This is a genomic window from Thalassotalea loyana (genome assembly GCF_030161435.1).
In the GTDB taxonomy this organism is placed as follows: domain Bacteria; phylum Pseudomonadota; class Gammaproteobacteria; order Enterobacterales; family Alteromonadaceae; genus Thalassotalea_G; species Thalassotalea_G loyana.
The window spans coordinates 1-13,397 of record NZ_BSSV01000003.1 but is presented as its reverse complement, the minus strand read 5'-3'; the positions used below and the strand labels follow the sequence as shown (position 1 = coordinate 13,397).

General features: G+C 39.0%; 13 protein-coding genes and 1 pseudogene. 11 read left to right on the top strand and 3 right to left on the bottom strand.

Features of this window, described 5'->3' with window-relative positions:
* The first annotated feature begins 5 nt into the window (after window positions 1-5).
* From QQK05_RS07615 to QQK05_RS07585, 7 genes are all read left to right on the top strand, one after another.
* Window positions 6-518: a DUF3087 family protein gene (locus QQK05_RS07615; RefSeq protein ID WP_284297238.1), complete on the top strand. Its 513-nt coding sequence runs from the start codon at window positions 6-8 to the stop codon at window positions 516-518.
* Window positions 519-538: 20 nt separating this feature from the next.
* Complete coding sequence (locus QQK05_RS07610) at window positions 539-913, top strand: VOC family protein (protein WP_284297236.1); 375 nt, start codon at window positions 539-541, stop codon at window positions 911-913.
* Window positions 914-918: 5 nt separating this feature from the next.
* A complete protein-coding gene (locus QQK05_RS07605; RefSeq protein WP_284297234.1) occupies window positions 919-1,956 on the top strand; it encodes an isoaspartyl peptidase/L-asparaginase family protein in 1,038 nt (345 codons plus the stop codon).
* 150 nt (window positions 1,957-2,106) lie between these two features.
* Window positions 2,107-2,526 (top strand): CBS domain-containing protein, encoded by a 420-nt coding sequence (locus QQK05_RS07600; RefSeq protein ID WP_284297232.1) that lies wholly within the window; start codon window positions 2,107-2,109, stop codon window positions 2,524-2,526.
* A gap of 116 nt (window positions 2,527-2,642) precedes the next feature.
* Window positions 2,643-6,533: an ATP-dependent RNA helicase HrpA gene (gene hrpA, locus QQK05_RS07595; protein ID WP_284297231.1), complete on the top strand. Its 3,891-nt coding sequence runs from the start codon at window positions 2,643-2,645 to the stop codon at window positions 6,531-6,533.
* A gap of 98 nt (window positions 6,534-6,631) precedes the next feature.
* Entirely contained in the window at window positions 6,632-6,931 is a 300-nt protein-coding gene (locus tag QQK05_RS07590) for a PilZ domain-containing protein (protein ID WP_284297229.1), read from the top strand.
* Window positions 6,932-7,065: 134 nt separating this feature from the next.
* Entirely contained in the window at window positions 7,066-7,266 is a 201-nt protein-coding gene (locus tag QQK05_RS07585; protein ID WP_284297227.1) for a hypothetical protein, read from the top strand.
* Window positions 7,267-7,323: 57 nt separating this feature from the next.
* Here QQK05_RS07585 and QQK05_RS07580 read toward each other — a convergent pair whose 3' ends face one another.
* Window positions 7,324-8,460 carry an MBL fold metallo-hydrolase gene (locus tag QQK05_RS07580; protein WP_284297225.1) on the bottom strand — a complete coding sequence of 379 codons (1,137 nt, stop codon included), beginning with the start codon at window positions 8,458-8,460 and terminating at the stop codon, window positions 7,324-7,326.
* A gap of 122 nt (window positions 8,461-8,582) precedes the next feature.
* Here QQK05_RS07580 and QQK05_RS07575 point away from each other — a divergent pair, with 122 nt between their 5' ends.
* Both QQK05_RS07575 and QQK05_RS07570 read left to right on the top strand, forming a co-directional pair.
* Entirely contained in the window at window positions 8,583-9,176 is a 594-nt protein-coding gene (locus QQK05_RS07575) for a TetR/AcrR family transcriptional regulator (protein WP_284297223.1), read from the top strand.
* Window positions 9,177-9,244: 68 nt separating this feature from the next.
* Window positions 9,245-10,435, top strand: coding sequence for an ABC transporter substrate-binding protein (locus QQK05_RS07570; RefSeq protein ID WP_284297221.1), 1,191 nt, complete (start codon window positions 9,245-9,247; stop codon window positions 10,433-10,435).
* On the opposite strand, the pseudogene QQK05_RS07565 reads toward QQK05_RS07570, so the two are convergent.
* Window positions 10,374-11,564: pseudogene (locus tag QQK05_RS07565) on the bottom strand (class I SAM-dependent methyltransferase). The gene QQK05_RS07570 and the pseudogene QQK05_RS07565 overlap by 62 nt on opposite strands.
* Before the next feature lie 92 nt (window positions 11,565-11,656).
* Between QQK05_RS07565 and QQK05_RS07560 the strand changes: the two are divergent.
* Window positions 11,657-11,926, top strand: coding sequence for an acylphosphatase (locus QQK05_RS07560; RefSeq protein ID WP_284297219.1), 270 nt, complete (start codon window positions 11,657-11,659; stop codon window positions 11,924-11,926).
* Window position 11,927: 1 nt separating this feature from the next.
* Complete coding sequence (locus tag QQK05_RS07555) at window positions 11,928-12,899, top strand: NAD(P)H-quinone oxidoreductase (RefSeq protein ID WP_284297218.1); 972 nt, start codon at window positions 11,928-11,930, stop codon at window positions 12,897-12,899.
* A 2-nt stretch (window positions 12,900-12,901) separates the two neighbouring features.
* Here QQK05_RS07555 and QQK05_RS07550 read toward each other — a convergent pair whose 3' ends face one another.
* Entirely contained in the window at window positions 12,902-13,117 is a 216-nt protein-coding gene (locus QQK05_RS07550; protein WP_284297216.1) for a DUF1653 domain-containing protein, read from the bottom strand.
* Between the last annotated feature and the right edge of the window lie 280 nt (window positions 13,118-13,397).

Below are 13,397 nucleotides of genomic sequence, written 5' to 3'. Positions count from 1 at the left end.
TTACCATGACACTTATCGACATAGATAAAGATACTTACCGCAAACACCTTAATGTGGTAATCATTTCCTTCGTATTTGGCTTTGCCATCTTATCTCTACTTTTTGGCCAAGTACTTATCAGTGCATTCTCATCAGGTTTTGAGGGGGAGAGTCATTTTCGGTTTAATTTAATGGGCGTTGTAATTGGTCTTGCCATATCAAGCTTTACGCTTAGTCGATTTAGAAATCACGCGTACTTTAAAGAAATATATTACGTATGGCAGTTAAAGCAATTACAAAATGCAATTTATCGGAAAGTCGCTAAGATTAAACCTCAAGCAATGGAAGGTAATATTGATGCACTACAAACTATGGATTTTTATTATCGCAGCTTAGCGCAGGTTTATACGTTGGATAACAATACGTTAACGATGAATGAACTTGTTAAAAATCACCAGATTATTAAAGATAAAGCACAAGAATTTCAAATGACGTTAGCACAGACAAGTTTTGATAAAAAAGTGCTCTCTAATTTTTAAATAGTAGGAAGGAGACGGTTATGATTGGTTATATTACGCTAGGAACTGATGATTTATCAGTCAGCGCACCATTTTACGATGAGTTATTTTCTACCATAGGTGCAAATCGATTTATGGAAGAGGACAGCTTTATTGCTTGGGCTACGTCACCAGAAGCGCCGGGTGTTTGCTTGATAAAACCATTTGACGGGCAGCCTATGTCAGTTGGTAATGGAACGATGGTCGCTATCGCTGTTGAAAATCCTGAACAGGTTGATGCTTTTTATCGTAAAGCAATTGCACTTGGTGCGACGGATGAAGGTGAGCCAGGAATCCGACCAGATAACTTCTATGCCGGCTATTTTCGAACACCAGAAGGCCATAAATTCAACGCATTTTGTTTTGTTGCAGGGTAAATATTATGAGTAAAAAATTACTTTTTATGTCAGCTTTTGTTAGTGCTATTACGGTTAGTTTTCCATCAATAGCAAAGCATGATTTTGCTATTGCAATTCATGGTGGTGCAGGCACGATTTTGAAAAAGAACATGACGCCTGAAAAACAAAGAAAATATGAGAAAACACTACTAAAAGCGGTTAATAAAGGTTACGCGTTACTAGAAAGTGGTAAAACGAGCCAAGAAGCGGTTATTGCTGCAATCCAGATTCTAGAAGACTCTCCGCTATTTAATGCAGGTAAAGGGGCGGTTTATACCTATGAAGGGCATCATGAACTTGATGCATCAATTATGGATGGTAAAACGTTAAATGCAGGTGCAGTATCAGGTGTGAAAATCGTTAAAAGTCCTATTGCTTTAGCTGAAAAAGTGATGGAAGAATCTGTCCATGTCATGCTCAGTGGTGATGGTGCAGAACGCTTTGCAAAGGAGCAAGGTTTAACGCTTGTTGATAACAGCTATTTTGATACCAAGCATCGATACAAAGCGTTGCAACGTGCAAAGAAAAAATTAGCCGAAAAAGAGCGTGAGCTTAAAGACTTTCAAGCAGCGCATGAGACACTACCAAATCACTTTAAATACGGCACGGTGGGAGCTGTAGCATTAGACAAATACGGCAACCTTACCAGTGGGACTTCGACGGGAGGAATGACCGCAAAACGTTGGGGCCGCGTAGGCGATGCACCGATTATTGGCGCAGGCACTTATGCTAATAACGCAAGCTGTGCAGTTTCAGCGACGGGTCATGGTGAATATTTTATTCGGTATCATGTAGCGGCAGATATCTGTGCGCGAATGCAATATCAAGGTATACCATTAGATATGGCAGCTAATACGGTGATCAATGATGTTTTGGTTGAAGCTGGCGGTAATGGTGGTGTGATTGCTGTTGATGCTAAAGGCAATATTAGTATGCCATTTAACTCAACGGGTATGTACCGCGCAAGTCGTGTTGCTGGTGAAAAGCCCTATGTGGCTATTTTCAAAGATAAAAAAGACTAAATTGAGCGTTAGGGTAGTCAAATCTTTACACTCGTATTTTTCGGTTTAAATTTTTTTTACGAATTTGTAAAAAATGTCGTGAAATATGAATGGTTTGTGTCTACAGTAAAAGTGTGATGAGTAATTTTTAAGCATAAGAAGAGATAGAATATGGAATCTGTTCAAGTTCGTGACTACGTCAATCAATACCCCGTAACCTTTACTGCAGACATGAGTGTAGAAGAAGCATCGCTTAGATTTTTGAAAACTAAGCAAATAGGTGGACCAGTAATCGATGATAAATACCGACTGATTGGCTTTTTGTCTGAGAGTGATGTGCTTGAGAAAATGCTTAAGTCGATTTATCACAATTCTCACATTGCAAACGTGAGTGATATTATGCGCACTGATGTGTTAGCGGTTAAAACGTACGATTCAATTGTTGAGCTCGGTCAGAATATGTTAGGTAATAAACCAAAAGTTTACCCAGTCGTAGATGATGATGGCAATTTACAAGGCACTATCTCGCGAAATGACGTGTTAAGAGCGATTGACTTACACATGCGAGAAAGCTTTAAAGTAGGTGCATAATTGCATTTGAACATGATTAGACAGACGAAAGGGGCCAATTGAGCCCCTTTTTTACTGCATTCGATTAAGTGAAGTGCTAATATTCAATCACTTAGTTAGAACTCCTATGCATTTTCATGTCATCGCCTTCAGAAATTATTAAAGAACTTCTTCAAACTTTAAAAGACGCTAAAAAATCAGACTATGGCTTACTTAAAAGTAGGCTTAATGGTGTAAAGAAAATAAAGAATGAAGACAAACAGATTAAGACGTTAGCGAAAATAGCTGACGACATCACACGGTCTACCAAAAATAAAGCATCAAAACTTGCCAACAAGCCTGATGTTAGCTATCCAGAAGGCCTACCCGTATCTCAATCTGTTGATAAAATTAGCCAGGCGATAGAGCAGAATCAAGTCGTTATCATAGCCGGTGAAACGGGCTCGGGTAAGACGACTCAAATCCCAAAGATTTGTTTAGAACTAGGCCGAGGTGTTGACGGTTTAATTGGTCATACCCAGCCACGTCGAATCGCAGCCCGGACTGTCGCTAACCGAATTGCTGAAGAAATTGGCACCACACTTGGTGATAAAGTTGGTTACAAAGTTCGCTTTAACGATCAAGTCAGTGATAACTCTTTTATCAAGCTGATGACCGACGGTATTTTGCTTGCAGAAATGCAAAAAGATCGACTATTGCGTCAGTACGATACCATCATTATTGATGAAGCGCATGAACGTAGTTTGAATATTGATTTCATCTTGGGATATTTGCGTCAAATATTGCCAAAGCGTCCTGATTTGAAAGTAATTATTACATCAGCAACGATTGATCCCGAACGGTTCTCAAAACATTTTAACAACGCGCCAATCATTGAGGTTTCTGGACGTACGTTCCCTGTAGATATTCATTATCGCCCGTTATCTGATAATGATGAAAGTGATGTGATTTCTGGGATCATCAATGCGGTTGATGAGTTGTCTGATCTTGGGCAAGGGGACATTCTTGTCTTTTTAAATGGTGAACGTGAAATCCGTGATACGGCAGCAGCGTTGGAAAAAGAAAACCTCCGTGATACCTACATTTTACCTTTATATTCTCGATTGACTGTTCAAGAGCAAAATAGAATTTTTGCGCCTCATACTGGCAGAAATATTGTACTCGCAACTAATGTCGCCGAGACCAGCTTAACGGTACCCGGCATAAAGTATGTAATTGATCCCGGTACGGCGCGTATTTCTCGATATAGCTATCGAACGAAAGTGCAGCGTTTACCGATAGAGGCTATTTCACAAGCTAGTGCTAATCAACGTGCAGGTCGTTGTGGTCGTGTATCAGAAGGTGTCTGTATTCGATTATACAGTGAAGAGGACTTTTTAGGCCGTCCTGAGTTTACTGATCCCGAAATATTAAGAACTAATTTAGCAACCGTAATCCTGCAAATGTTAGCGTTAGATCTCGGTAATATTAGTGACTTTCCGTTTGTCCAAGCACCTGATAATCGCAACATAAACGATGGTATGCGACTGTTAGAAGAGTTGGCTGCAGTCTCAAGCCAAAAAGGTCAAATAAAATTAACGCAAGTAGGGCGTTTATTATCGAAATTCCCAATTGATCCTCGATTGGCAAAAATGATACTAACATCAACTGAGCTAGGTTGTAGTGGTGATGTAGTAACTGTTGTTAGTGCGTTAAGTATTCAAGATCCACGTGAACGTCCGCATGAAAAACAACAAGCAGCAGATGAGAAACACAGTCGATTTAAAGATAAGCAATCGGATTTTGTGAGTTTATTAAACTTGTGGCGCTACATCGGTGAGCAACAAAAAGCGTTATCTAATAATCAGTTCCGAAAGCTTTGTCAAAAAGAGTACCTTTCATATATACGTATACGCGAATGGCAGGATATTGTTGCTCAGTTAAAGATCAGCTTAAAAGAAATCCATCAATCATATACCTTTGTAGATTATGAAGATGACAGCAAATTGGCGTTAATCCATCAGTCGTTATTATCTGGCTTGCTGAGTCATATTGGTCAGCTAGATGAGCACAAAGAATTTAAAGGAGCTCGAGGCTCGAAGTTCTTTGTTTTTCCTGGCTCAGCGCTTGCGAAGAAACCACCTAAATGGATCATGGCAGCGGAACTTGTCGAAACGAGTAGGTTATTCGCCAGAATGGTGAGTAAAATTGATCCGCTTTGGATTGAACCACTTGCAAAACATTTATTGAAAAAAAGCTACAGCGAACCGCATTGGGAAAAGAAGCGTGGCTGTGTTATGGCATACGAGCAAGTAAGCTTATACGGCTTAGTAATCGTGCCAAAGCGCAAGGTTGTATTTAATCAAATAGAGCCTGAAACTTGTCGAGAAATCTTTATTAATGAAGCATTAGTTAATGGTGATTCAACGATTCAAGCCGATTTTGTCAAACATAACAAAACACTCGTTGCAGAAATCGAAACGCTCGAGCAAAAAGCGCGTCGAAAGAACTTTTTAATCGAAGAGTATCAGCTCGCCCAATTTTTTGCAGAACGCATCCCTGAGCACGTTATCTGTCAGCGGAGCTTTTTATCATGGTGGAAAAAAGAATCCAACAATAATTCGAAGCTACTGCATTTTACGAAATCTTTTCTATTGAATGAAGACGAAAGTGCAGTCACAAAAGATAAATACCCTAATACGTGGAAGCAAGACCGACTCACGTTACCGTTAACCTATCACTTTAGTCCTGGTGATCCAGATGACGGTATTAGTGTCAATATTCCAGTGGGGATACTAAATCAGGTTCAAGCAGACGGGTTTGATTGGTTAATTCCTGCATTACGCCTAGAGCTGATAACAGCTATGATAAAAGGGCTACCTAAGACTTTGAGGAAAAACTTTGTGCCCGCGCCAAATTATGCACAAGCATGTTTTGATGCCATTTCACCTGGTGAACTATCAATCAACGCAGCGGTAGCAAAACATTTGTTACGCATGAGTGGCATACGGTTACCAGAAGATTGCTTTGAACATGTTGAACTGCCTATCCATTTTAAGATGAATTTTAAGGTGCTCAACGAAAAAGGTAAGCTCCTTGATCAGGGGCGGGATTTAGTTCATTTACAAGCAAAATTACAAGGCAAAGTAAAAGCGTCTATAAAGAAGGTCGCCGACAAAGGTATTGAAAGAAAAGACATTACAACTTGGGACTTTTCGACGTTACCTACTTCTTATGAGAAAAAGATTGCAAACATGTCGATTAAGGCATTCCCTGTTTTGGTTGACCATAAAACATCTGTTGCAATTGAACTGATGGAACAAGAATCATTGGCTCAACAAGAAATGATTAAAGGTATGAGCCGATTGATCTTGTTAAATACACCGTCTCCAGTTAAGTATTTGCAAGAAAAGTTGCCAAATAAAACCAAGTTAGGGATGTATTTTAATCCTTTTGGTTCTATCGGTCAGTTACTCGATGACTGTATTTTAGCGGCTTGTCAGTCATTGTTATTATCACTTCCTGAGCTTCCTCAAGACGAGGCTAGTTTTAATCGTGCCAAGGACTTTGTCAGGACCGAGATAGCCGATAATGTATTAAGCGCAGCGATTAAAGTCGAGCAAGTCCTTGCGTTGAGTCATGATATTCGTAAAAAGCTAAAAGGCAATATGGGTTTAAGTATGATTCAAGCCCATGGTGATATTAAAGAACAAGTTTCAAAGATGGTGTTTAAAGGTTTCGTTACGGCTTCTGGAATTCAACGATTGGACGACATGATTCGCTATTTAAATGCGATTTTACGCCGGTTGGAAAAATTACCGATTGATCCTAACCAAGATAGATTAAAAATGCTTGAAGTTGAAAAAACAGAGAATGCTTATCAGCAATTACTATCTAAACAGCGTAGCGATTTACCTAAACCAAAAGACTTATTAGAAACTCGATGGATGATTGAGGAGCTGCGTGTGTCTTTGTTTGCACAGAATTTAAGAACAGCATATCCAATTTCGGTTAAGCGAATTTTGAATCATTTAAAAGAATTTAATTAGGCTGCTTATTCTTTGAGTAAAATTTGTTTAATTGACAGTTAATAAGCAAATCGCTATAAAAGAATGGACAAATTTGAATCATCTTTTATGGAGTAGCAATGATCAATTTTGATGATAAGCGTGGTTTTTATCGCATGATGGTAAATAGCATGGTTAATGTCACGGTAGTTGATGACGAAGTAAACCAAGTAGTATTGGCTGCCTGTCGTGATCTGAGCGCAACAGGAATGGCAATAGAATTATCTAGTCCAATGGAAATTGGTACACGGGTTAAAGTTGGTGTGGATTCTTCTTCAAATGGCGTTCATGCGTTTGATGCGAAAGGTAAAGTCGTTAGAATTACGGAAGAAGGACCTGATTGCTATCTTATCGGCATTGAAATAACCGAAATGGACTAGCGACAGTCACTATATTTTTTCCTTTTACACATACTATAGACACTAGGTCTTGACGAGAACACGAGTCCATGTGTTTTGGTAACGGTTAAAGCCTGCGAGCGATCATATTTAATGAATTAATAGGGACGTTAATTTTGTCAGAGAAATCTATTTTAGGCACCGATAATTATCATCTAATTGTTGGCATCATCTTTTTTGCATTTGTTATCTTTGCAGTTTTAGATAACTTTTCTGATTCCCACCAAGTTGAAGCGAATGCAAAATTGGCGGTAGAGCAGTGTGGTGAAGGCAACGTAAAGTCAGTTACAACAACGTCATTTACTTGTAAAAGCTAAAAGCCAATATCGCGCATTATGTCAATATTGGCTCTAATTTCTAGGTGATTTCGGTTTCTATTTTAAATTGTTTAACGCATAGGCTAGTGTTGATTCGTTTAATTTTAATAACTCCCGCCACCAAAGTGTTGACGACATGTCCCCATCTATTTGATGCACCTTACCGACGATCGGTGTAAATAATGTCACATTGTGATCGATAGCGGCATTATTAACTCGCTCAAGTGGTTCATACCAAGCATGGAATGCAAGGTCGAAAGTGCCATTATGAATTGGCATCATCACTTTTCCTTTAACATCAATATGGGCTTGAACACTTTGTTCTGGTGTCATATGGATATCAGACCAATCTTTGTCGTAAGCACCGGTTTCAATCATGGTTAAGTCAAATGGACCATATTTCTTCCCGATATCTTTGAAACCAGGGAAATAGCCTGAATCACCGCTGAAATAAACACTGTCACCATGAGATTTTATAACCCATGAACCCCAAAGCGTTTTGTTGCCATCTGTCAGTGAACGTCCAGAGAAATGCTGAGTAGGCGTAAATGCTACAAAACCTTGGTTTATTTCTTCTTCTTGCCACCAATCAAACTCTTTAATTTGCTCAGATTTTATTCCCCAAGACTTTAAATCTTCGCCCACGCCCAAAGGAACTAAGAAGGCTTTAGTTTTTGCTGCGAGTGTTTTGACGCTGGCTTTATCTAAGTGATCGTAATGATTATGCGAAATCAATACTTTATCTATAGCAGGCAACTCGTTTATTGAAATTGGCGCCTGATGGAATCGTTTAGGGCCCATGAAAGAGAAGGGGGAAGCCCGTTTACTAAATACCGGATCCAATAACCAGTATTCACCATACACTTTTAATAATATTGATGAATGACCTAATTTAACGACATGGATTTGGTCATCACTAAGTGCATCTAAAGTTTTTTCAGTAATTTGCTCAACTGGAATAGTTTGTTTAGGGGTAGCATCAGCACTTTTATCTGTGAAGTATCGAATGATGATATTGCCAAGTTTACCTAACGTATTTGGCTCCATTGGATCATTGTTGTAAAACTTACCTTCGTGAAAAATACTGTTAGATGGTTGTTGTACATTGCTTTTACTCGCTAGTTGATTGTTCACTGTGCAAGCTCCTATAAATAAAGTGATAACTAAAATACTAAGCCAATGGAATTTGTTCATTGTTCGTTCTTTAAAAGTAAACTACACGGTGTAGTTTCTCATTTATTATTTAAAAAGTAAACTAGGTAGTGCACTTTTAAATTTTTATGTCATATAATGGACGGGAATATAGTGAGGTTTTCATGAAGTTATCGGAACAAAAACGGCTAGACATCCTAGATGCCGCAGAGCAGTTATTTTATACGCACGGTGTTGAGCACACGAGTATGGACAATGTCGCCAAAGCTGCGTCAGTGTCAAAGCGTACCGTCTATAATCATTTTGAAACCAAAGAGTTATTGTTTTTTGCGATCATTACGCGAATGAAAACCTCCCTAGAAACCACAGACGTCATTGATTATGACGATAGCCTACCAATAAAAGCTCAATTGATTCATATTGCAGAAAAAGAATGTGAGCTGATGTCATCGGCTCCTTTTATTCGCGGCGCAAAAATAGCGTTTTTACAAATGCTTCAACAACCTGATTTGGCCAAGCAATTAAGTGCCAGTAAAGTCGGGTGCCAAATATATTTAGAGAACTTTCTGCAAACGGCATGTCGTGCGAATAAACTTAAAATAGATGATATGGAATTAGCGGTGTCTCAATTTGTTTTTCAGCTGAAATCACATATTTTTTACCCTCGATTATATGGTTTTGACGTTCCAGACACAGCGCAAACTGCATATCTCGTCGAACAGACCGTCGAATTATTCCTTGCCAGATACCAATCTTAGTCAGTTTCAGACGAGAAATACTCATCTTCTAACTTCTGCTTTTCGTTGATATGAACTAGGCTAAAGGTATGAAGAAGTTTCTAGCTTGTCTTTTATTCGTGTATTCAGTGCTTGCGAACGAACATGTGTTTGCGGGCAATTTCAAAGTTGTGTTTATCAACCCTGGCCACCCTGTAGAAGACTCTACCGGCACTTTTTGGTCAAGTGTTAACCGATTTATGCAAGCTGCGGCTAATGATTTGGATATTGAATTGGTTTCTTTATATGCTGAAAGAGATCATATCTTAATGAAGCAACTTGCACACACGGTGAACTCTCATTCTCCTAATTACGTCATTATTGTTAATGAAAAAGGCGTAGGCAAAGAGCTTGTTAAAGCTATTGCGCCTTATAATTTGCCCATATTCACTCTGTTAAATGGCTTTAGTCAACAAGAACTCAATTCATTTACACCTCTAATGAAAAGCCTGATCATAGGACATGCCATCCCAAATAACTTTACCGTTGGCAAAAAGCTAGCCCAAGAGATAGTCACTATCCACAAAGCAAAAGTCAAAAAAGGTAGCTATACCTTATTAGCGTTGCGGGGGGACTATCAATCAAGCGCGGCAACAGATAGGTTTAATGGACTAAGCACCTTTTTACATGAAAACGAAGGCGTTTTATTAGTTGATAACCCTGTTGGAAATTGGTCGGAGGAAGAGGCGTACTTGAAGGTTAAAGGGCTAATAAAGCGCCACAGGATTGATTTAGTTTGGGCGTCCAATGACCCAATGGCATTAGGCGCAAAAAAAGCTATCGATGAAGGAAATCTTGAGCATGAAGTAACCATTGGCGGAATCAATTGGGATCGGGCATTAGCGCTAAATAGCATCGATGTTTCTTATGGCGGCCATGTATCTCTTGGGGCGAAAGCGCTTGTCATGCTATTCGATTATGACAATAAAGCGTTGTCTGCATGTGAGATGTATCGTGAAGTCGATATTTTTCAATCGAGTACTCTACATAACTTAACTGATTTTTGGAGAAACACCGACTCGAAGGCAATTGAAGCGTTTGACTTTGCCCGCTTCTCTGTTACTCATCAAAACAGTGTTTTGTTTGATATTAATACTTTCGTTACCAAAACATACAAGCCGTTTTCTATGTTCAATGAGAAAACGGCTTGTACTAAGACCCAAGTAGATTCTTATGCGACTAAGAAACTTGGCAAACAAGACCTTTTAAGTAGAATCCTTCAGGGTAATTTGAAGAAATAGGGTGATCATGAGCTTGTTGTGTTCGTTCAACAATATGCACTTCTTTATTTGCATCTAATGCTGCATCTGCCACGACTTTTTGAAATAAGCCGGCATCGAGTAACCCTGAGCAAGAAAAGGTTAGCAACATCCCACCTGGGTTAAGTAACTGCATTGCGATCATATTGATATCTTTATACCCACGACAGGCCCGAGTAAGTGCAGCCTTTGAATCAACAAACTTTGGTGGATCTAGGATGATCATGTCAAATCGTTTGCCTTCTTCTTTGTACTACCTTAATAATTTGAACACATCTTGTTTTACATGCTCGACTGGGGCATTTCCTAAATCATTAATCTCTAAGTTACGCTGAGCAAGGTTAAGTGCGGTCTCTGATACGTCTACGTTAGTTACTGATTTAGCGCCATTTGCGGCACAATGCAGTGCAAATGTACCCGTGTAAGAGAAACAATTAAGCACGGCTTTATCTTTAGCATAGCTTCCTGCCGTTAAACGAGCGATTCGTTGATCTAGGTAAAAGCCAGTCTTATGTCCTGTTTCTACGTTAACGAGTATTTTTATACCATGTTCATTAATAATGACTTCTGGTGAGGGGGCAGGCTCTGTTAACCAACCGGTAACGAGTTCTAATCCCTCTTTTTTTCTGACGTCTACATCGCTTCTTTCATAAATATAGTAGTCTGGATATAGCTCTTTTAAACAGTCAACAATAATATGGCGCTGATAATCAGCACCTGCACTTAATAACTGACAAACGATAATATTGTCATACACATCGATTGTTACACCTGGCATGCCATCAGATTCACCAGCGATTAGTCGGTAGCCTGTTAATTCACCTTCAGCAATAAAGTAATCTCGTCTTGATTGCGCATTGCTAAGTTTTTGTAAGAAAAAATTACGATCTATGGTCTGATTTTGATCAAAACTCCAGACACGAACACGTATTTGTGATTGCTCTGAGTAAGCTCCACACGCCAACCAATTACCTTTTGCGTCAAGGATATCAACCGTTTCACCCGATAAAGGTTTTCCCTTTATTTTACTGATTGCTTTGGAAAATACCCATGGGTGCTTTCTTTTTAATGATTTTTCTCTGCCAATATTTAAATAAATTTTTGCTGACATCAGCCTATACTTAATAAAAATTACAATAAAACCAATTTTAATGTATTGCGTAGCTGTGGCGCAATGATTGAAAACAAATAGGAGATATTTGTATGAGAGTATGCTGTTTAGCGAAGGTCACCGGGAAGGTGCAAGGAGTATACTTTAGAGCATCAACCCAAGAGCAGGCGATTGATCTTGCCATTAGCGGTTATGTAAAAAACCTGTCTGATGGCTCTGTTGAAGTACTTGCGTGTGGTGATAGAGATAATGTTGATAAGCTAACTGCTTGGCTTGAAACAGGATCTGAATACTCACAAGTAGAAAATGTTGAAGTTAAAGAGGTAGAATGGCAAGACTTTAATCACTTTTCTATAGTTTAGCGTGCGTTATATTAATGTTCAGGATGATCAAACGTTAGTGTTTGACACTACAAATCCACCATCAGTTTCCAGTAATGAGTGCCTTATCAAAGTAAAAGCTGCAGGCGTTAATCGCGCCGACTTATTACAAAAGGCTGGCAAATACCCACCTCCGAAAGGTTCTTCATCTATTTTGGGGCTAGAGGTTTGTGGTGAAGTTGTAAGCATAGGGGAAAATGTAAAGGGAGTAGAGGTTGGTGATTCGGTGATGGCATTACTATCTGGTGGTGGTTATGCAGAATACGTTAATGTTGATGCTCGCCATGTACTGCCGCTCCCTGATGATTACTCTATAATCGATGGCGGTGGGTTTATGGAAACCTTCGTTACCGCTTTTCAGGCATTGTTTGATTATGGAAGACTTCAAACTGGACAAAAGGTGCTTATTCACGCCGGAGCAAGTGGAGTGGGGACAGCCGCTATTTCATTAGCTAAAGCCATTGGTTGCCACGTTGTTGTGACAGCTTCAACCGAAGAAAAATGTAAAACTTGTATAGAATTGGGTGCTGATGTAGCGATTAATTATAAAAATCAAGATTTCGTTTCTGTTTGCAAGGAATTAAATACCTTCTTTCATGTTGTAGTCGATGTTGTTGCAGGCGATTACGTGAATCGTAACCTAAGTGTCATGAGCCCTGATGGCCACATTGTAATCCTTTCAATACTCGGTGGTAGGTTTGTTCAGAAACTTGATATAGCAAAGATGCTACAAAAGAGAGTATCAATTCACGCATCGACTCTACGAAACCGAACCGATGATTATAAAGCATCACTGATCGCGCGCTTAAACGACCAGTTTGGACATTTATTATCGTCATCTAATTCTCTAAAGCCGACTATATATAAAGCGTTTGACTGGAACTGTGTTGAACAAGCACACGAGCTGCTTGCTGAAAATCAATCGGTAGGAAAGGTCGTTTTAACGCTAAATTAATACTATTCGCCTTGATCAATGTAGCAGAAGCGTTTTATTGTTTTACCATCTCGCGTAATCGTTTCATCAAACAATGATAAAGGTCTAATCCATATATCTTTTTCACCATATAATGGTTGATATACGACATGATACTCTTCAGTTTCACTATGTTTTGCGACATGTAAAACTTGATAATAGTTACCTTTAAAGTGTTGATATCGACCTGGTTTTATCATTATTTTGTCCTGTTATTTTGCTTCGGTGGTTTTTGCAACGTATGTTACTTAAATAAACATTGATCTAAAAGTAAAGAACACGTCAACTTAGATAAATTACGAGTAGCAAAACAACGACCTTAGATCTCTTATCCATAAAGCTGTTTATTTTAATGCTTAAACTTAAGAAGAATTGGATGTGGGAGCCCTTGAATTAAGAAGAGCGAACAAACGACCCCAAGTCGTTTATCCTTTAAGTCGCTTATCCATTGAGTTGCTTATTTTAATGCTTAGACTTAAG

What these genes read in the sequence shown, in the direction of transcription:
- QQK05_RS07615 (WP_284297238.1), top strand. Translation starts at nt 6, where the DNA reads ATGACACTTATCGACATAGATAAAGATACTTACCGCAAACACCTTAAT.
- QQK05_RS07560 (WP_284297219.1), top strand. Translation starts at nt 11,657, where the DNA reads ATGAGAGTATGCTGTTTAGCGAAGGTCACCGGGAAGGTGCAAGGAGTA.
- hrpA (WP_284297231.1), top strand. Translation starts at nt 2,643, where the DNA reads ATGTCATCGCCTTCAGAAATTATTAAAGAACTTCTTCAAACTTTAAAA.
- QQK05_RS07550 (WP_284297216.1), bottom strand. Translation starts at nt 13,117, where the DNA reads ATGATAAAACCAGGTCGATATCAACACTTTAAAGGTAACTATTATCAA.
- QQK05_RS07590 (WP_284297229.1), top strand. Translation starts at nt 6,632, where the DNA reads ATGATCAATTTTGATGATAAGCGTGGTTTTTATCGCATGATGGTAAAT.
- QQK05_RS07605 (WP_284297234.1), top strand. Translation starts at nt 919, where the DNA reads ATGAGTAAAAAATTACTTTTTATGTCAGCTTTTGTTAGTGCTATTACG.
- QQK05_RS07610 (WP_284297236.1), top strand. Translation starts at nt 539, where the DNA reads ATGATTGGTTATATTACGCTAGGAACTGATGATTTATCAGTCAGCGCA.
- QQK05_RS07600 (WP_284297232.1), top strand. Translation starts at nt 2,107, where the DNA reads ATGGAATCTGTTCAAGTTCGTGACTACGTCAATCAATACCCCGTAACC.
- QQK05_RS07580 (WP_284297225.1), bottom strand. Translation starts at nt 8,460, where the DNA reads ATGAACAAATTCCATTGGCTTAGTATTTTAGTTATCACTTTATTTATA.
- QQK05_RS07575 (WP_284297223.1), top strand. Translation starts at nt 8,583, where the DNA reads ATGAAGTTATCGGAACAAAAACGGCTAGACATCCTAGATGCCGCAGAG.
- QQK05_RS07570 (WP_284297221.1), top strand. Translation starts at nt 9,245, where the DNA reads ATGAAGAAGTTTCTAGCTTGTCTTTTATTCGTGTATTCAGTGCTTGCG.